Raw genomic sequence first — 18,097 nt, 5'->3', positions numbered from 1 at the left:
TATATTCGACGCGATGAACACGCGCATCTACGCGCATGCCGACGAGCTCAAGGGCTTCTCCATCAAGAACTGCCCTTCGATGCCCACGCCGACGCTCGCATTGATGTGCCCCCCCGACCACTACGACGTCTCCGCCCCGCTCAACCCGTACATGGCGGAGAGCGTAGGAAAGGTGGACCGCGCCCGCGCGCGGGCGCAGTGGGAAGAGCTGCGCGCGGTCTTCACCCGCCTGGGCAAGACCGTCCAGACGATCCCCGCGGTCGCCGGGCTCGAGGACATGGTCTTCTGCGCGAGCCAGACCCTCATCGGCCTGACCTCGCGGATGGAGAAGGTCTGTCTCCTCAGCCACATGCGCCATCCCTCCCGCCGGGGAGAGGTCGGCCACTTCGAGGGCTGGTTCAGGGCCGCCGGCTACCGCATCGCGCGCCTCGACGACCCCGCCCTGACTTTCGAGGGCATGAGCGACAGCGTCTGGCATCCCGGCAAGCGCCTGCTCTGGGGCGGCTACGGCTTCCGGACCGACCCGGAGGTCTACCCCGCGGTCGCCCAGGCCTTTGAAGCTCCGGTCGTGACGCTCAAGCTCGTCAATGAGCGCTTCTACCACCTCGACACCTGTTTCTGCCCGCTCACGCCCGAGGCGGTCCTGATCTACCCCGCCGCGTTCTCCCCGGAGAGCCTGGAGATGATCCTGCGCCTCTTCCCGGTCGTGCTCGCCGCCGAGGAGCGCGAGGCCTCTCGGATGGTCTGCAACACGGCCGTCATCGACTCGCGCACCGCGGTCGTCCCGCGGGGGGCCTCGAACGCCATCCTCCACATGAAGGCGCTCGGGCTCGAGATCGTGGAGTCCGACGTCTCCGAGTTCGTCAAGTCCGGCGGCTCGGTGTCCAGTCTCAAGATGCTCTTCTTCTGACCTCATGCCGTCTCCGGCGATCCCGACGGCCCTTCTCCTCCTCGCGCTCCCCGCCTTCGCCGGGGAGGATGCGCCCGCGCCCTACGCCGCGGCGGACGCGCCCGCCGCCGTCCGGCCCGACGAACCGCTCTCCGCGCCGCTGCGGGAAGCCCTGCGCCACGTCGACGCCGAGCTCCAGCGGACCGAGACCGGCCGCCGCCTGCTGGCCGAGACCGGCGACGTTCTTTTCGTCGAGCGCCGCCGCACCGGGCTCGGCGCGGTGCGCTACGTGGAGTCCCCGCGCCGGGAGTTCCTCGTCGACGCCGAACGCGCGCCGGAGCTCGAGGCCCTCGACTTCGAGATCCTCTTCGTGCGCGAGCGGCGCCGCGCGGCCGCCCGCTGCCCGGTGCCCCTTCTGGAAGACGAGCTCGCCGCGCACCAGGAGTCGGTCGCTTATGTCGTCGAGAAGGCCTCCGTCGACCCCGCGTTCTCCAGGAAGCTCCGCGCCGCCTACGAGCGCGCCGAGAGGATCTTCCGCTCGCGTCGCGCGGATGCCGCCGCGGCGCTCAAGGCCGGCGCGGGCGCCCTGCCGCCCTGGCGGGCGCCCAGAGAGGCCCTCGCGCTCGCGGGGGCCGAGCTCTTCCTCTTCAGCGAGGACCCGTACCGGCTCTATGCCGCGCTCGAGGACGCACTCCCCTGGCCCGCGGAGACCGTGCGCCTCACGGAGCTCGAGGACTTCCTCGCGCAGCATTCCGCGCGTCTGGACGCGCTGGACTGGCGCTCGGACGGCCGCTACGCCCTCGTCGACGGGCGTCCCTATCCCGGCCGCGTCGCGCGCGCGGCGCTCGTCGTACGGGGTCGCGAGGGCCTCGCGCGCCTCAAGGAGGGTCTGGGGCCCTTCGAGAGCGTCCTTCGCGAGAACCTGCGCCTTAAAGCGAACCGCTGGATCCGAGAAGGGAAATGAGGCGGCCGGTCCTTCTCGCGGCCGGCCTCCTCTTTTTTTCCGGATGCGGCTGCTTCGAGAGCGGACCGCCCAAGGCCCGCAAGGGCTCCTGGGTGAAGGTCGAATACTCCGTCGAGGTGGACGGACGCGAAGTGGACAGCACGCGCGGCCGCGGTGCCGTCGAGTTCCAGACCGGGAAAGGGAAGATGCTCGTCGGGCTCGAGGAGGGCCTCTACGGCCTGCGGGCCGGCGAGGAGAAGACGCTCCTGCTGCCGCCCGAGAAGGCCTACGGGCTCCGGGACCCGGCGGCCGTCCAGCGCATCCCGCGCGCGCGCTTCGGCGAGCAGGCCTCCCAGCTCCGGCCCGGGGTCAACGTCCAGGGCCTGCGCAACGGTCGCTTCGTCACCGCCCGGGTCGTCGAAGCCGACGCCCGTGACGTCGCCCTCGACTTCAACCATCCCTACGCGGGGAAGACCCTGAAGATCCGACTGAAGGTCCTCAGCGTGGAGCCGCCGTCGAGGAGGAAGCGCGCGTGAGCGCGGAGCTCGTCGTTCTCGGTTCCGGGGCGCTCGAGCCCGCCGCGGGCGAGGCGGTCCGCCTCCCCGCCGGCTGCGCGGTGCGCCTGGACGCGCGCATCCTCCTCTTCGACCTCGGCTTCGGCTGCCTGCGCCAGCTCGCGCGCGCGGGGCTCGACGCCTGCGCGGTCACCGACGCCTTCTTCACTCATCGCCACCCCGACCACGTCGGGGACCTGCCCGCGCTGATCTTCCACCTCAACTACGTCCGTCCTCCCCGGGGGGGCGTCCTGCGCGTCCACGGCCCGCGGGGGTTCGCGAGCTTCGTCGAGCGCCTCACGCGCGCCCACCATCCCTGGCTGAGGCCGCGCGGCTGGCGCCTGCAGGTCCGCGAGCTCGAGGAGCCCGCGCGGGCGCAGGGCCGCGGCTTCATCGTGCTCGGACGGGAGGTCCCGCACACCACCGAGGCCATGGCTTACCGGCTCGAATGCCCGGCGGGAACCTTCTGCTGCACCGGAGACACCGGGCCCGACGAGGGGCTCGCCGCCTTCGCCCGGGACGCCGACCTCCTCCTCATCGAGTGCTCTCAGGCCGACGGGCCTGCCGCCGCCCGGCGCGCGCAGGGACACCTGACGGTCTCCCAGGCGCTCGCCATCGCCCGCGCCGCGCGCGCTCGGCGCACGCTGCTCACGCACCTGAGCCCCGATTCCGAGCGCGCCCTCGGCCGCGTCCGTCTGCGCCGCGGGGCGGAGTTCCTCGCGCGGGACCTTCTGCGCATGCCGCTCTCCCGGCCTTGAAGGGCCGCCCATGCCGGGATATACTAAGGGCTCGCAACGGCATGATATGATCGATTCGCCGGGGCGATATTGGAGCGAGACGAGGAACGACGAATGAGCATACCCCCTGCGGTATGTGAACGAGGAGAGACGAAGTCGCAGCCCGATAGCGCCCCGGCCCTTCGGGGAGGCCCTTCTTTGGCCGACTTCTTCGTTGCTCGTCGGGCGCATGGCTCAAGCCATGCTTCCTCCTCGCGCCTCGAATTCGTCTCAAAGCCGGGCCTCCGAATCGGTCATATTATGCCGTTGCGAGCCCTAACTCCATGAACCGACCGCTTCTCCTGCTCGTAGCCGCCGCGCTCGCCGCCTCTTCGCTCGGGGCGAAGAAAGACAAGGAGCGCGAGGATTCCAAGTATATCTCGCAGTCCAACGAGGTCGGGACCCCCTATAAGTTCGGTCCCGACGGCCAGCCGCTGGCTCCCGCCGCGAAAGGCGCGAAGGAGAAGGCGGTCAAGGAGAAGAAGGCGAAGGGCGACGGCGTCCGCCGCAAGGCCGTGAAGAAGCCCGGCAAACGGCGTCCCGGCGAGAAAGCCCGCTCCGTCGTCGCGCCGAAGCCGGCCGAGGAATCCGCGGAGGGGAAGGAGAAGGAGGACGCCGGGGCGGCTCCCGCCGCCGACGAGGCGTCCGGCGCGAATGCGGCCCCCGCCGCCCCCGAGCCCGCGGCCAAGCCCGCCCCCGCCTCCGACGCCCAGCCGGCCGAGGATGAGGGCGGAGACAAGGGGGAGTAGGGCTCCGTGCGCCAGCGCCGCGCCTACCGCTGGGCGCTCTTCGTCGTAGCCGCCGTCTGCTTCATGCGCTTCGTCTTCTTCGACCACGCTTCCTGGGCGACCCTCGCCCTCTTCTTCCTCTCCGGCGGGCTCTGGTACGGGCTCGAGCGCCGCAAGGTCCGGGAGCTGGACGCTTCGGTCTCCAGACGCGGGGGCGTCGAGTCCTGAGCGAGCCTTTCGGCAGGGCGAGTCGGAGAGATAGGGCAGAGAGAAGGCCGCCGGCGATGCCGGCGGCCTTCTTTGTCATTTTGGAGGGGAACCCCCTCCCCCTGCCCCCTACCCGCGGGAGGGGGAGCTAAGGAAGGGTTATTTCGTCTCTTTGGGGAGCGGCCTCTCTTTCTCGTCCTTGTGGGGCTTTAGAGCGCGGCAGGACTCGGAGAGCTCCGCCTCGTGTTCCTTGAGGCACTTCGCGAGGCGGCCCCCGCCGGCTTCGACGCCCTTGCAGAACTTGTCGAGGTCGCCTTTGCAGGCGGTCTTGACCTTCTCCTGGCGCTCCTTGAGTTCCTTCATGCGGGCCTGAGCGTCTTCGCGGACTTTTTGGCAGGAAGCGGAGAGCTCGGCGGCATGCTCCTTGAGGCATGCGAGGACATCCTTGCCCGGGTCGACGCTCTTGCAGAACTTGTCGACGTCTTCCTGGCAGGCCTCCTTGGCCTTGCTCCTGCGCTCGCGCATCTCTTCGGCGCCCTTCTTGAGCCGTTCGCGGCACTCCGGAGCGAGCTTGTCGTCGTGGGCCTTCAGGCAGAGGATGAGGCGGCCCTTGCCCGGTGTGACGTCCTTGCAGAACTTCTCGGCGTCGGCCTTGCAGGCGGCGTCGCCCTGCGGAGCCGGCTGCGGCTCGGCCGCGGCGGCGCCGGCGCAGAGCAGCAGAAGCGCCGCGAGCGTCCTGAGAGCGGTCATGTCGTCCTCCCGGGGGTTCCCCCGCGGGCACGCTAGCAAAAAACCGCCCCCCTCCCAAACGGGAAGGGGGCGGGGTGAGGGCCTTCAGAGTCTATTTCTTCGACTTCGACGTCTTGGCCGGCTTCGCCGCCGCGGACGCCCTCGAGATCTCAGAGAGGGAGGCCTCGACCTTCACGAGGTCCTTCATGAGCGGCTCGAGGACCTTGAGCAGCGCCTTGTCCGGATTCTTCGGGTCCGAGAGCGCCTTCTTGAGCGCGGCGTAGTTGAGCGACGAGTACTTCTCCCAGGCCCCGGACGCCTTGAGGATCGCGGCCACCTTCTCGTGGGCCTCGCGGTCGGCGGTCTTGGTCGGCACGGTTGTGACGCCGGTCTTGATCAGGCGGGCGTCGAAGCGCTTGCCGTCGACGACGACGCGCCCGGTGCGGCGGGTGAAGTCGATGAGGGCGGCCTCATGCTCGGCCCGCTCGGCCTTGAGCGCGTCGACCTCGGCTTTGAGCTTGTCCATGTGGGCGGAGAGCTCTCCCATCCTGTCGACGCGGCGGCCGGCCTCGGTCTTGTTCTTGGGGAGGTCGGGCGGGAGGAGGCGCTCCTCCCAGGCGGCGCGGTCCTTGCGCACCTCGATGCCGAGGGCGTCCATCCCGCGCAGGATCTTGAAGAGGCGCGTCTTGAGGTCCGCGATGTAGGCGTCGTCGACCTCGATGACGGTGGACTTGTCCTTGAAGTCCCAGATGAGCCGCGCCTTGCGGCCCTTCATGAGGTCGGGGTAGAGCTGGTGCATCGCCAGGACGTAGAGCCCGAGCTGGTAGTCCTTCGCCCGGACCTCCTCGTCGGAGGGGGGGACGTAGTGGGACTTCCAGTCGCGGATGACGACCGTGTCGCCGTCGATCATGATGCGGTCGGCGATCCCCTGGAAGCGGTAGACGCGGCCGGTCTCGGGATCGGTGAGGTCGAAGTGCATGCGGCTCTCGAGGTAGACGGTGCGCCCCTGCTCGAAGGGATACATCCGCTTCCAGATCCCGCGCAGGTAGTTGCGGGCGCCGCGCTTGTAGTCGGTCGCGGTGAGCTTCCCCTCCGGGCGGTAGTCGGCGGTGTCGCGCAGGGCCTTCCAGCGCTGCTCGAAGACCTTGAGGAGGTCGGCGATCTGGATCTCGGAGATCGGGCGGCCTCCCTTGATCCAGGTGAAGAGCTGCTCGACGGTCTCGTGGATGGAGGAGCCGGCGAGCATGCCCATGGGCTTGGCCCCCGCGTCCGCGCGGCGGCCCAGGAGGTAGCGCTTCACGTAGTCGTCGCGGTCGGCGAGGAAGGTCGCCAGCTGAGTCGGCGAGAGCAGTCCGGGCATCGCGTCCATCTCCGGACGCTCCTGGACCGCGGGGCCGTCCTTGACCTTGACGCTTCCGCCGCGTCGCGGCGCGTCGTCGCGGAGTTCGGCTTCGATGGAGTGCGAGAAGCCCGTTCCCAGGAGCTCGCGCAGCTTCTCGAAGAGCGCGCCGTCGTCGCCGCCGCGGACCTCGGCCATGCGCTTGAGCGCGGCGAGGTCGACGGAGGAGAACTCCTCCCAGCGGCCGGCGGCCTTCAGCGCGGCCACGACGGCCTCGTAGCCCTCGGAGTCGTCGCTCTTGGTGGGCAGGCCGCGGGAGGACTTTTCGGAGATGGAGAGTGTCCGCTTGCGGCCGGCGACCGAGGAGAGTTTGTTGCCCTTCGCATAGCGCAGGACCGCCTCCTCGAGGCGGTCGTACTCGGCGCGGAGCTTCTTGAGCTCGCCGCCCTTGTCGCCGATCTCGCCGTCGAGGACTCCGATGCGGTCGGCCGCGGCGCGGGCCTCGACGAGGCCGGAGGGCCGCGCCTCGGGCTTCAGGCGCTTGAGCCACTCGGCGCGCTCGGCCTGGACCCGCTCGGTGAAGTTGTCCATGCGGCGCAGGACGTCGAAGATCTTCGCCTCGACGCGCTGGAGGTAGGCCTCGTCGACGACGATCTCCTGGGAGAACTCCTTGAAGTCCCAGACCAGCTTGATCCTGCGGCCCTGGAGGAGGTCCGGGCGCGAGCGGGCGAGGCCCAGCGCGTAGAGCCCGAGCTGATAGTCGCCCTGCTGGAGCTGGCGTATGCTCGGCGGGTTGAAGTGGGTCTTCCAGTCGTGGATGACGACGGCGCCGTCCTCGACCATGAGCCGGTCGATCTTGCCCTTGAAGTCGTAGCTCTTGCCGGTGACGGGGTCCTTCATCGTCCAGAGCACGCGCTCCTCGAGGCCGAGGATCTGGCCCTTGTCGAAGGGGGCGAGGGCCTGGAAGCGGCGGGTGATGAAGTCGATGCCGCGGCGCTTGTACTCGCTGGGTTTGAAGTCGGTGCGGGAGCGGTAATGGCCGGCCTTGAGGTTGCGGTCCCAGGAGGCGGCGTATTCCGCGAGGACCTTCTCGAGGGTGATGTCCTTGCCCGGAGCGCCCTCCTTGACCCAGGTGTAGATGTGCTCGAGGGTCTCGTGCACCGCCAGTCCGACGAGCAGCTCGTAGCCCTTCGAGCCGGACTCCTCGACGCCGAAGAGGAAGGTCAGCGCGTAGGCCTCGGGGTCGTTCTCGAACATGTTGAGACGGAAGTTCGTGTAGGGGCGGTTGAGAGGGTCGAAGGGCTTCTCGAGCTTGGCGGCCGGGTGCGCGGCGGCCGGAGCCGCGGCGTCCGCGGAGACGTCGGCGACCCCGTTGGTGCGCGCGGCGCTCTTGAGCCCGAGCACGCGGTCCATGAGGCGCCCGCCGGCCTCGCGGGCGGAGGTCGAGGACATGTCCTTGAGCTTCGCGGGGGAGAAGGCGGAGAAGTCGAGCTTCGGGAGGATGCGGGCGAGGAGCGAGCGCGTGTCGACGCGCTCGCTCTTCTCCATCGGAGCAGCTCCCGGGTCGGCGGAGATGATCGAGCGCACGGACGACGCGGCGGGAACGACGGCCGCCGCGTCCTGCATCTGGGCGGAAACGGCCGCGGCCCCGTTGGTCGGGGCCGCGTTCACGTTCGCCATTCCCGCGGGGAGAGCCGCGGGGAGTGTAAGGGCGGAGGGACGGAGGAGAGGGGTCTGCGGGAGCATCAGGGTCGGGGCGAGGTTCCCGATCTTGAGGCCCAGGTCCGGGGTCTTGAGCGCCTGGGCGGCGGCGATGCCGGCGATGCCCGAGGCCGCGCCGGGAGCGACCGGGGCGACCTGTGTCCTCGTCTGCTGGGCGGAGACGGCCGTACTCAGCGCCGACAGGAGGAGAAGGGGGAGTGAGAAGAGGGACGCACGACGGTGGATCGTGGCCATGATGGTACCTCGCACCCTCAGTATAAAGGAGGAGTCCATCGGACGGAGGTGGCCGGGGGCCTATGCGTGTGCTGGGAGAAGGCCCATACGGGAGTGGGCAGTCCGGGAGGTGTTTCTAGGCCCAGGGGGCTCAGTTTCCTGAACTACCCCTCCTGCAGGGAAGGGGCCAGGGGAGGGGGAGCTCATACTAAGGAAGGAAGAGGGAGCATGCGTTATTGGAGTCGGGGTTGAGGAAGTCGGATTCGCCCCCACCCTGCCCTCCCCGTGGGGGAGGACAATGAGGAAACGGTCTTCCTAGGGGATGACCCGACGGGCCTTCAGGTATCGTTTACGATAGTAATCGCTATACATGCTTTCCATCGTCACGCCGGTCTCTTCCTTGGCGAAGTGGATGAAGATCCCGTTGTTCACGTAGATGCCGATGTGCCCGACCGTGCTCGAGGGCTTCGAACCGGAGAAGAAGACCAGGTCGCCCATCTGGAGGTCGCCGGAAGAGGCGAGGGGCTCTCCGCGGCGGGCCATCTCGAGCGAGGTGCGAGGGAGCTCGATGCCGTTCTCCTTGAAGACCGCGTGCACGTAGTCCGAGCAGTCCTTCGGCAGCTTGCGGCCCTTTTCTTCCTCGGGGAGGTAGGACTTGGCCGTGCGCACGACGGCCTTCGCGAGAGGGGGGATGGGGCGGCGCGTCGCGCCTCGCCGCTGGGCGCCGGCGCAGCCGCTCAGCGCCAGCGCGAGGGCCGCGGCGAGGACTACTTCGTGCCGCGGGCTTCGAGCTTGGCCCATTCGTCGCGCAGCGTGACCGTGCGGTTGAAGACGGGCGCGCCCGGCTTCGAGTCCTTCGCGTCGGCGCAGAAGTAGCCGAGGCGCTCGAACTGGCAGGTGCGTCCGGGCGGCAGGTCCGCGAGCGCGGGCTCCAGCCGGCAGTCCTCGAGGGTCTCGAGCGACTTCGGGTTCAGGGAGGCCTGATAGTCCTCGCCCTCGGCCTCCGGGGACTTGAGGAGGCGGTCGTAGAGCCGGACCCGGGCGGGCTTCGCGTGTTCGGCCGAGACCCAGTGGATGGTCGCCTTGACCTTGCGCCCGTCGGGGGAGGAGCCGCCGCGGGTGGAGGGGTCGTAGCTGCAGCGCAGCTCGACGACCTCCCCGGTCTTTGGATCCTTCACGACGCCCGTGCAGACCACGAAATAGGCGCTGCGCAGGCGGACCTCCTTGCCGGGCGAGAGGCGGAAGAACTTGGGCGGCGGCGTCTCGCGGAAGTCGTCCTTCTCGACGTAGAGGACCCGGGAGAAGGGGACCTTGCGGGTGCCGGCCGAGGGGTCCTCGGGGTTGTTCATCGCCTCGAACTCCTCGACCTGCCCCTCGGGATAGTTCTCGATGACCAGCTTCAGCGGCCGGAGCACCGCCATGTAGCGCGGGGCGCGCTTGTTGAGGTCCTCGCGCAGGAAGTTCTCGAGCAGCTCCATCTCGGTCAGCGAGTTGAACTTGGTGACGCCGATGTGGGTGCAGAAGGCCCGGATGGCTTCCGGGGTGTAGCCGCGCCGGCGCATGCCGCGCAGGGTCGGCAGGCGGGGGTCGTCCCAGCCGGTGACGAGCTTCCCCTCCACGAGCTCCAGGAGCTTGCGCTTGCTCATCAGCGTGTAGGTGAGGTTCAGGCGCGCGAACTCGATCTGGCGGGGCCGGCAGGGCGCGGGGCCCTTCTCGAGCGTCCAGTCGTAGAGCGGGCGATGGTCCTCGAACTCGAGGGTGCAGATGGAGTGGGTGATGCCTTCGATGGCGTCCGAGACGGGATGGGCGTAGTCGTACATCGGATAGATGCACCATTTGTTCCCGGTGCGGTGATGCTCGGCGCGCTTGATGCGATAGAGCACCGGGTCGCGCATGTTCATGTTCGGGGAGGCCATGTCGATCTTCGCGCGCAGGGTCTTCGAGCCGTCGGGGAACTCCCCGGCGCGCATGCGCTTGAAGAGGTCGAGGTTCTCCTCCGCCGGGCGGTTGCGGTGCGGGCTCTCCTTGCCGGGGACGGTGAAGGAGCCCCGGTTCGCGCGGACGTCGTCGACGGAGAGGTCGCAGACGTACGCATGCCCGCGCCGGATGAGCTCGACGGCGTAGTCGTGGATGCGCTCGAAGTAATCGGAGGCGTAGAAGAGCTTGTCGGCCCAGTCGAAGCCGAGCCAGCGCACGTCCTCCTGGATGGAGTCGGCGTACTCGACGTCCTCGGTGCTCGGGTTGGTGTCGTCGAAGCGGAGGTGGCAGGTCCCGCCGTACTGCTTCGCGACGCCGAAGTTCAGGCAGATGGACTTCGCGTGGCCGATATGGAGGTAGCCGTTGGGCTCGGGGGGGAAGCGGGTGATGATCTTCGGGTGCTTGCCCGCGCGCAGATCCGCGTCCACGATCTCGCGGATGAAGTCGGATGCCGGCGGCGTCGACGGCGCCGCCGGCGGGGTCTTGGAGGAAGAAGGGGAGGTCGGCATGGATGGGTTTTGGGAAGCCATGGTTCCTGCTCCGTGCAGGCGCTTCGCGCCCGCACCCGTCGGAGACATTATACTTTTCCGGGCCCCCCCTGTCCCCCAGCGCCCTTCCCCATGTTTGGTATGATTCCTCATCGGTGCGGCGGCGATTAGCAGGTTTCCTTCCCGGAGCGAGGGAACCGGCCCCCCCGGGCCCGATGACCGATCGGGCCGGGCTGGAGCCGGACGCGACAAAGTGGGAGGCGCCGGCATGGTCCGGCGCACCTGGGTGGAGGGTGACAGCCGTCCTGGGACGCGCGAGCGTCCCGACGGCGCCAGAGGGGGGAACCCCCCATGGGGAGCACCCGAGCGAGCGAACTCCCTCTCTCGCGAGGGCTTCAGCCCGGCGCCGAAGGCGGCCGGGTGCGACAAGGGTTGGTGGCGAAAAGGCAGACGCGGCGGACTTAAAATCCGCTGACCGAAAGGTCGTGGGGGTTCGAGTCCCTCCCAACCCACTATTTTGTCTCCCTCCCTCTTCGAGAGTCCGGGCTAGAGGGAGCTTCCTCAAGACGCCCGGTCCCGGCACTATCAGCGACGGGGTGCCGGCGAGGGTGGGGAGTCCTTAATAAGCTAAAGTAGCACCCGCCCGCAGGGCCGGATGCGGGCGAGAGCGCAGCATCGAGCGAGGGAGCAGGCGAATGATCATCGCGACCGAAGGGATCCCCTTCATCCTCGGCGGCTTCGGAGCCGCCGCCGTCGGCTATCTCCTCCCCTGGAAGAACGCGGGCATCGCGGTCACCGTGCTCGGCGTGCTCCTTTCCGCCTTCTGCACCTTCTTCTTCCGCGACCCCGAGCGGCCGCTCCCGCAGGACCCGGCCAGGATCTACTCCCCCGGGGACGGGCGTGTGCTCAGCGTCGGTGCGGAGGACGGGAAGACGACCGTCCGCATATTCCTCTCCATCTTCAACGTCCACATCCAGCGCGCCCCGTGCGCGGGGACGGTGTCGGAGGTGCGCTACACTCCCGGGACCTTCCGCGCCGCGATGAAGGCCGAGGCCGCCGCCAACGAGCGCAACCGGGTGACCATCGCCGTCGAGGGTCGCAAAGAGAGCGTCGAGACGGAGCAGATCGCCGGCCTCATCGCCCGGCGCATACGCTGCTGGGTGCGCCCCGGCGACAAGGTCGCCGCCGGCGAGCGCTACGGCCTCATCCAGTTCGGCTCCCAGGCGGCGCTGCATCTGCCTCCGTCGGTCAGGCCGCTGGTGAAGCCCGGAGACGTCGTGCGCGCGGGCATCACCCCGATCGCGCAGTGGTAGCCGTCCGGAATGGATAAAGGCAAGCTCAAGCGCTCCGGGCAGGTCCTGGCCCCCTCGCTGTTCACGATGGGGAACATGGCGTGCGGCTTCTTCTCGCTCCTGGCCGCCGACATCGGCGAGTTCACGGCCGCCGCGACCCTCATCCTCGGCGGGATCGCCTTCGACATGCTCGATGGCCGCATCGCGCGCTTCGTCCACGGCGAGAGCACCTTCGGCGTGGAGCTCGACTCCCTGGCCGACTTCCTGACCTTCGGCATCGCCCCCGCCTACATGATGTACGAACTCCTCCTCAAGGACTACGGGCTCTGGGGCGCGATCGCCGCCTTCGTCTACGCGCTGGGCGGGGGGCTGCGCCTGGCGCGCTTCAACGCGATCGCGCAGGCCGGCACGGGCTCCAAGACGCATTTCTCGGGCCTGCCCATCCCGGCCGGGGCGGGACTGCTGGCGTCCTTCGTGCTGCTCTATCAGATCGTGGAAGAGGGACGGCCGGTGCGCGCCTTCGGCCCGCTCATGCGCGAGATCCCCGTATTGGCGATGCTCGGCCCCTTCATGCTCGTGGGGCTGGGCCTGCTGATGGTCTCGACCATCCCCTACGCGGCATTCAAGCAGAAGCACCTGGCCGAGGGCCGCAACCTGCGGCTCGCGCTGCTGGTGGTCGCCGCGCTCGTCGGGGTCTACCTCTACCCTCAGAACGCGGTCTTCCTCATCTTCCTCTTTTACGTCCTCTCGGGCTTGATGGGGCTCGTCATCCGCCGTCCGAAGCACCGCCCCGACGACGCCCCCCATGGGGAAGGGATATAGACGTTCCGTGCGATAGGATTCCGCAACTCCCTCTCCCTGCCCCCTCCCCCTGCCCACGCTGGCGCACCGACGCTGATAGCGCCAGGTCCGCTGCACGTAGTGCGGACGCCCGCAGGAGGGGGAGATAAGGAACTGTAATTAGCGTTATCCTAATGGGGTCAGACGTGAACTTTTGCAACTTATTCGAAAGCGCGTCCAGGATTCGCTATTTGCCGTTCCGCCCTCCGTCCCGCCAATAAGTTGCATAAGTTGCGGTGCCTGACGCCGCAACGACGCCGCAACAATGAATACGTTCGAGGGGGGGCGGAAGTTCCCGCCGGTCGGGTTGTACGCTACTGCGGGTGGTAATACTGCGACCGCACTTCGGGCAGCCACTCCTGGAGCTGGCGCTGGCGGTCCGCGTCGGTGGGGTGCGTGCGCATGAAGCCTTCGAGCGGGGAGCCCTTCCCGCCGCCTCCGGCCGCCTTCTCCATGCGCTTCCAGAACTCGAGGGCGTGCGTCGGGTCGTAGCCGGCTTTGGCCATGAGGATGAGGCCGATCTTGTCGGCCTCGCTCTCATGCTTGCGGCTGTAGGGGAGCATGATGCCGAGCCCCGTGCCGAGGCCGTAGACCTGGCCGTAGAGCTGGCGGGTGGCGGCGGGCTGCTGGGTGAGCACGGCGCTCAGGGCCTGGCCGCCGAAGTTGACGAGCATCCCCTGGCTCATGCGCTCGGAGCCGTGGCGGGCGAGCGCGTGGGCCACCTCGTGGCCCATGACGACGGCGATGCCGTTCTCATCCCGCGTCACCGGCAGGATGCCGGTGTAGAAGGCCACCTTCCCGCCGGGCAGGCACCACGCATTGAGGGTGCGGCCGTCCTCGAGGAGGTTGAACTCCCAGCGGTAGTCGGGCTTCTCGGCGGCCTGCGCGATGCGAGCGCCGACCTTGCGGATGAGCTCGACCTGCTCGCGGTCGGTCGACAGCTTCGACTTCTTCAGGGTGTCGCGGTAGGCCTGCTCGCCCATCTGGATCTCTTCGTCCTGCGAGACGAGCATCATGTGCGTGCGTCCGGTGTAGGGCACGCTCTGGCATGCGGCCGTGAGTCCGACAAGCGCCGCCGCCATCAGAATGGGCCGTGCGCGTGCGGCGCTCTTCGGGGGGGCTTGGGTCCAGGGGGGGCGGAGGTTCGACATATCCTTACTCCTCCAGGCGGAAACGACCCTCAGGGCGTTTTCGCCTGCTTTCTCGGGAAGAGCCCTTCCCCTTTGCGCACGACCGCGCCGTCCGGTCCCGAGCGCAGCACGGGATCGTCCCAGCGCAGCGGGAGAGGAAGGCCGAGCTGCTCGGCCATGCGGTCGGCCGTCAGCGGCATGAAGGGGGCGATCCAGACGGCGATGAGGCGCAGGCAGGCGACGAGGTCGTAGAGGAGGCCGGGCAGGACCTCGGGGGAGCTCTTCGCCTTCTCCCAGGGCTTCTCGCGGTCGACCTGCTCGTTGAGCCGGCGCACGAGCGCCCAGACCGCGTCGAGCGCCTCATGGAAGGCCAGGCGCTCCAGCGAGGCTTCGACGGCGGCGCTCCCCGCGAGCGCCGAAGGGAAGAGCGCGCGCTCGAAGACGGGCTTCTCGGGGAGCTTCCCTCCGAGGTACTTCTCCGCCATCTGGGTCACGCGGCTGAGCAGGTTCCCGAGGTCGTTGGCGAGCTCGGCGTTGTAGCGGCGCTGGAAGGACTCCTTGGAGAAGTTCCCGTCGTTGCCGAAGGGCATCTCCCGGAAGAGGAAGTAGCGGAAGGCGTCGACGCCGTACTCGGCGGTGACGGCGCGGGGGTCCACGATGTTCCCCTTGGACTTGGACATCTTGTTCCCTTCGACCGTCCACCAGCCGTGCGCGAAGACGCTCTTCGGCAGCGGCAGGTCGAGCGCCATGAGCATCGCGGGCCAGATGACGGTGTGGAAGCGGTAGATCTCCTTGCCCACCAGGTGCACGTCGGCGGGCCAGGCGCTTTCGAAAGCGCCGGGGGCGGAGGCGTCGGCCGCGGCGAGGCCCGGGGGGTTGTAGCCGGGCGCGGTGATGTAGTTCTGCAGGGCGTCGAACCAGACATAGATGACGTGGCCCGGGACCGAGGGCGCGGGGATGCCCCAGGCGACCTTGCTGCGCGTGACCGCGAGGTCGCGCAGGCCCTCTTCGACGAAGCGGACGATCTCGTTGGCGCGGTGCGGCGGCTGGAGGAACTCGGGGTGCGCCTTGTAGTGCTCGAGGAGGCGCGGGCCGTATTTGGAGAGGCGGAAGAAGCAGCTCGCCTCCTCCATGAGCTCGAGGGGACGGCGGCAGTCGGAGTTCGGGCACAGGCGCCGGCCTTTCTCGTCGGGCGGGGCTTCGGTCTCGGTGAAGTAGGTCTCATCCGAGCGGCAGTAGTAGCCCTTGTAGACGCCCTCGTAGACGTCGCCGGTCGCTTTGAGGCGCTCGAAGACGGCCTGCACGCGCCGCGCGTGGCGCGGGTCGGTGGTGCGGATGAAGTCGTCGTGGGTGATGCCGAGATGGGCCCAGAGCTCGCGGAACTCGACGACGACGGCGTCGGCGTAGCTCTTGGGGTCGGTGCCGGCCTCGCGGGCGACCGCCTCGATCTTGGCGCCGTGCTCGTCGGTACCGGTGAGGAAGTGGACCTTTCGGCCGCGCAGGCGCTGATAGCGCGCGAGGATGTCGCCGGCCACCGTGGTGTAGGCGTGGCCGATGTGGGGGGCGGCGTTGACGTAGTAGAGCGGCGTGGTCAGGTAATAGCTTTTCATTTGGAGAGGGCCTGCAGGCGCAGGGCGGCGAGTTCGAGGGTCAGGCGCGGGTCCACGTTGGAGGCCAGGGCGGCGCGCAGGCGCGCGAGCTCGCGCAGGGCCGAGCGCGCGGCCGCGCTGCGCGGTCCGCGCAGCAGGTGGCGCGACATGCGCGCGAGGTGCTCCTCGACGAGGGCGCGCTGGAGGTGGAGCTCCCGGGGCAGGCCCTCGGCGAGGCGGAAGGGGGCCAGCGGGTCGGCGAGCCACTCGGAGGGGTCGGGGGCGGCGGCGTCGAGCAGCGAGAGGGCGCGCGCGACGGAGCCTTCGCAGTCTTCAGAGGCGCGCTCGGCGCCGGGGTCGTCGCGGCCTTCCGCGCGGAGCACGCGCAGCACGTCGGCGGGCGCGAGGGGGCCGAAGCGCAGGAGGTGGCAGCGTGAGCGGATCGTCGGCAGGAGCCGCTCGCTCTGGTGCGTGACGAGGATCCAGAGCGTGCCGGGCGGCGGCTCCTCGAGCGCCTTGAGCATGGCGTTGGCCGCCGCGGGGACGAGGAGGTGGGCGTCGTCGAGGATCGCGGTCTTGCGGCGCCCGAGCAGCGAGCGCATCTCGACGTCGGCGATCGCCGCGCGCACGGTGTCCACGTGGAGGGTGCGCTGCTTGGCCGCGTCCTCCTCGAGGAGGGCCGCCTGGTAGTCCGCGTCGATGAGGCGTACGTCGGCGTCGAGGCCCTTCGCGGCCTGGACGCAGGCGTCGCACTCGCCGCAGGAGTCCCCGTCCATGGCCGGGGCGAGGCAGTTGAGCGCGCGGCCGAGCGCGAGGGCGGCCTTCTTTTTCCCGACTCCGCGCGGGCCGGCGAAGAGCAGGGCCGGCGGCAGGCGGCGCGTGGAGAGCAGGCGGCGCAGGGCGGCGAGGGGGCGCTCGTGGCCGACGATGGAGGCGAGGCTCATCCGACCTTCGTCAGGAGGGGCTCGACGCGGCGCAGAAGCTCCGCGTGCACGGCCTCGATGGGCCGGTCGGCGTCGATGACCGTCGTGCCGGGCTCCCGTCGGGACAGGCGCCGGTACCCCTCCCTCACGCGTCGGCGGAACGCGCGGCCCTCGCGTTCGAGGCGGTCGAGGCGGCGGCCGGGGTCCCGGTCGCGAAAGCGCGCCTCGGGCACGTCGAGCACGAGGGTCCGGCGCGGGCGCAGACCCGAGGTCGCGATGCGGTTGAGCAGGCGCACCATGGGAAGGGGCAGTCGGCGGCCGAAGCCCTGGTAGGCGAGGGTGGCGAGGGTGTAGCGCTCGCAGACGACGATCGCGCCGCGGCGCAGCGCAGGGAGGAGGACCTCCTCGGTGTGCTGGGCCCGAGCGGCCTCATAGAGGAAGAGCTCGGCCAGCGCGCAGACGCTGTAGCGGGGGGAGAGCAGGAGCGCGCGCACGGCTTCGGCGAAGGCGGTGCCGCCGGGCTCGCGGGTGTGCACGACGCGCCGACCCCGGGAGCGCAGCTCGCGCACGAGCCGGGCCGCGTGGGTGGACTTGCCGGATTTGTCGGGACCTTCAAGGACGAGGAACAGGCCCTTCTCCTTCATCGGATGGATGATAGCAAACTTGATAGAATCGTCCGGATGCCTTCCTTCGGCGACGGGATCCTCGCGCTCTGCGTGCTCTGGGCGCTCATCGGCCCCCTGGTCTCCGCGCGCATCGAGCGGCGGCTGGAATGGTTTCTGCTGGCCCTCGGGGTCGCCGCCGCCACCTCCTCCTGGTCGTGGTCGCTCCCGCTGCTGGGCGAGGCGCTCCTGCGGCCGCTGAAGATCTGCGGGGCCCTGCTCGCCGGCTCGCTCTTCTTCTCCTTTTTCCACGAGAGGATCGGCTCCGGCCTGCGGCGCCTGGGTGCGCGGCTCGGCGTGCGCGCCGCCGTCGGTCTGGGGGTCCTTCTCGCCGGGCTGCTCGCCCCGCTGATCACTTCCATCGTCGCCGCGCTCCTCCTCGTCGAGGTCCTTCGCGCGCTCGACCTCGAGGAGGAGCGGCGCGTCGACGCCGCGGTGCTCGGAGCCTTCGCCGTGGGTCTCGGCGGCTCGTTGAGCCCGGTCGGCGGACCCGTCGCCGCGTTGGTGATGGCCCGGCTCGCGGACGCCCCGTACCCGACCGGGATCTTCTACCTCCTCGAGCTGGGCGGGGCCTGGCTCCTCCCGGCGCTCGTCGCCTGCGCCGCGCTCGCCGGTCTTCTCGCCCGCTCCGCGTCCGCTCCCGCGGCGCCGCCCCCGGAGGACCCGCTGGACCTCTGGACGATCCTCGTCCTCGCCGGGCGCACCTTCGTGTTCGTCAGCGGGCTCGTCCTGCTCGGCGCGGGACTCGCGCCGGCGGCCGACCGCCTTCTCATCGGGCTCTCCGCCGGGGTGCTCTACTGGTTCAACGCGCTCGCCGCCGTCGTCGACGCCGCGACGCTCGCCTCCCTCGAGGTCACGCCGAGTCTCACGCAGGACCAGCTCCGCCACATCGTCGTCGCGCTCGCCCTCGCCGGCGGGGCGCTGGTGCCGGGCAACGCCCCGAACCTCGTGGTCTGCCGCAAACTCGGGATCCCGAGCCGGCGCTGGGCGCGCACGGGGATCCCCGCCGCCCTCCTGCTGATGTCCTCCTACTTCCTCACGCTGTCCTGAGCAACGCGGCGGACGCCGCGTTCCCCAGGGGGCTTGCGCGGATCCC

The 18,097-nt window shown here is 69.6% G+C and carries 17 protein-coding genes and 1 tRNA gene; 10 read left to right on the top strand and 8 right to left on the bottom strand.

Going from position 1 to position 18,097, the window contains the following annotated elements:
• Positions 1-13 precede the first annotated feature (13 nt).
• The 6 genes from WC969_10785 (at position 14) to WC969_10760 (ending at position 4,118) form a co-directional block, all read left to right on the top strand.
• On the top strand, positions 14-910 hold the full coding sequence (locus tag WC969_10785; protein MFA6030329.1) for an arginine deiminase-related protein: 897 nt from the start codon (positions 14-16) through the stop codon (positions 908-910).
• Positions 911-914: 4 nt separating this feature from the next.
• The gene (locus WC969_10780) at positions 915-1,853 is read left to right on the top strand and encodes a hypothetical protein (GenBank protein MFA6030328.1); all 939 of its coding nucleotides are present in this window, start codon (positions 915-917) and stop codon (positions 1,851-1,853) included.
• On the top strand, positions 1,850-2,368 hold the full coding sequence (locus tag WC969_10775) for a peptidylprolyl isomerase (protein MFA6030327.1): 519 nt from the start codon (positions 1,850-1,852) through the stop codon (positions 2,366-2,368). Before WC969_10780 ends, WC969_10775 begins: the two co-directional genes overlap by 4 nt.
• Complete coding sequence (locus WC969_10770; GenBank protein MFA6030326.1) at positions 2,365-3,144, top strand: ribonuclease Z; 780 nt, start codon at positions 2,365-2,367, stop codon at positions 3,142-3,144. Before WC969_10775 ends, WC969_10770 begins: the two co-directional genes overlap by 4 nt.
• 302 nt (positions 3,145-3,446) lie before the next feature.
• On the top strand, positions 3,447-3,911 hold the full coding sequence (locus tag WC969_10765; GenBank protein ID MFA6030325.1) for a hypothetical protein: 465 nt from the start codon (positions 3,447-3,449) through the stop codon (positions 3,909-3,911).
• 6 nt (positions 3,912-3,917) lie between these two features.
• Positions 3,918-4,118: a hypothetical protein gene (locus WC969_10760; GenBank protein MFA6030324.1), complete on the top strand. Its 201-nt coding sequence runs from the start codon at positions 3,918-3,920 to the stop codon at positions 4,116-4,118.
• A 138-nt stretch (positions 4,119-4,256) separates the two neighbouring features.
• Here the strand turns inward: WC969_10760 and WC969_10755 are convergent, their stop codons facing one another.
• The 4 genes from WC969_10755 to WC969_10740 form a co-directional block, all read right to left on the bottom strand.
• Positions 4,257-4,847, bottom strand: coding sequence for a cysteine rich repeat-containing protein (locus WC969_10755; GenBank protein MFA6030323.1), 591 nt, complete (start codon positions 4,845-4,847; stop codon positions 4,257-4,259).
• 91 nt (positions 4,848-4,938) lie between these two features.
• Complete coding sequence (locus tag WC969_10750) at positions 4,939-8,121, bottom strand: PD-(D/E)XK nuclease family protein (GenBank protein ID MFA6030322.1); 3,183 nt, start codon at positions 8,119-8,121, stop codon at positions 4,939-4,941.
• Between the two features lie 294 nt (positions 8,122-8,415).
• Entirely contained in the window at positions 8,416-8,901 is a 486-nt protein-coding gene (locus WC969_10745; GenBank protein MFA6030321.1) for a C40 family peptidase, read from the bottom strand.
• Positions 8,868-10,607, bottom strand: coding sequence for a glutamine--tRNA ligase/YqeY domain fusion protein (locus tag WC969_10740; GenBank protein MFA6030320.1), 1,740 nt, complete (start codon positions 10,605-10,607; stop codon positions 8,868-8,870). The genes WC969_10745 and WC969_10740 overlap by 34 nt, the downstream gene beginning before the upstream one ends.
• Positions 10,608-10,994: 387 nt before the next feature.
• Here WC969_10740 and WC969_10735 point away from each other — a divergent pair.
• The 3 genes from WC969_10735 (at position 10,995) to pssA (ending at position 12,679) form a co-directional block, all read left to right on the top strand.
• Positions 10,995-11,077: transfer RNA gene (locus WC969_10735), tRNA-Leu, on the top strand.
• Between the two features lie 183 nt (positions 11,078-11,260).
• Entirely contained in the window at positions 11,261-11,878 is a 618-nt protein-coding gene (locus tag WC969_10730) for a phosphatidylserine decarboxylase (GenBank protein ID MFA6030319.1), read from the top strand.
• 9 nt (positions 11,879-11,887) lie between these two features.
• Entirely contained in the window at positions 11,888-12,679 is a 792-nt protein-coding gene (pssA, locus tag WC969_10725) for a CDP-diacylglycerol--serine O-phosphatidyltransferase (protein MFA6030318.1), read from the top strand.
• A 332-nt stretch (positions 12,680-13,011) separates the two neighbouring features.
• Here the strand turns inward: pssA and WC969_10720 are convergent, their stop codons facing one another.
• The 4 genes from WC969_10720 to tmk form a co-directional block, all read right to left on the bottom strand.
• On the bottom strand, positions 13,012-13,779 hold the full coding sequence (locus tag WC969_10720) for a M48 family metallopeptidase (protein ID MFA6030317.1): 768 nt from the start codon (positions 13,777-13,779) through the stop codon (positions 13,012-13,014).
• 98 nt (positions 13,780-13,877) lie between these two features.
• Complete coding sequence (gene metG / locus WC969_10715; GenBank protein ID MFA6030316.1) at positions 13,878-15,437, bottom strand: methionine--tRNA ligase; 1,560 nt, start codon at positions 15,435-15,437, stop codon at positions 13,878-13,880.
• Complete coding sequence (locus tag WC969_10710; GenBank protein MFA6030315.1) at positions 15,434-16,360, bottom strand: hypothetical protein; 927 nt, start codon at positions 16,358-16,360, stop codon at positions 15,434-15,436. Before WC969_10710 ends, metG begins: the two co-directional genes overlap by 4 nt.
• On the bottom strand, positions 16,357-16,983 hold the full coding sequence (gene tmk / locus WC969_10705) for a dTMP kinase (protein ID MFA6030314.1): 627 nt from the start codon (positions 16,981-16,983) through the stop codon (positions 16,357-16,359). Before tmk ends, WC969_10710 begins: the two co-directional genes overlap by 4 nt.
• 36 nt (positions 16,984-17,019) lie before the next feature.
• On the opposite strand from tmk, the gene WC969_10700 reads away from it, so the two are divergent.
• Entirely contained in the window at positions 17,020-18,051 is a 1,032-nt protein-coding gene (locus WC969_10700; protein ID MFA6030313.1) for a DUF1646 family protein, read from the top strand.
• Positions 18,052-18,097 lie beyond the last annotated feature (46 nt).

This window comes from Elusimicrobiota bacterium, from assembly GCA_041660925.1.
In the GTDB taxonomy this organism is placed as follows: domain Bacteria; phylum Elusimicrobiota; class Elusimicrobia; order UBA1565; family UBA1565; genus JBAZUV01.
Note: the sequence above shows the minus strand (reverse complement) of the source record. Positions and strands in the feature narration are given on the sequence as shown.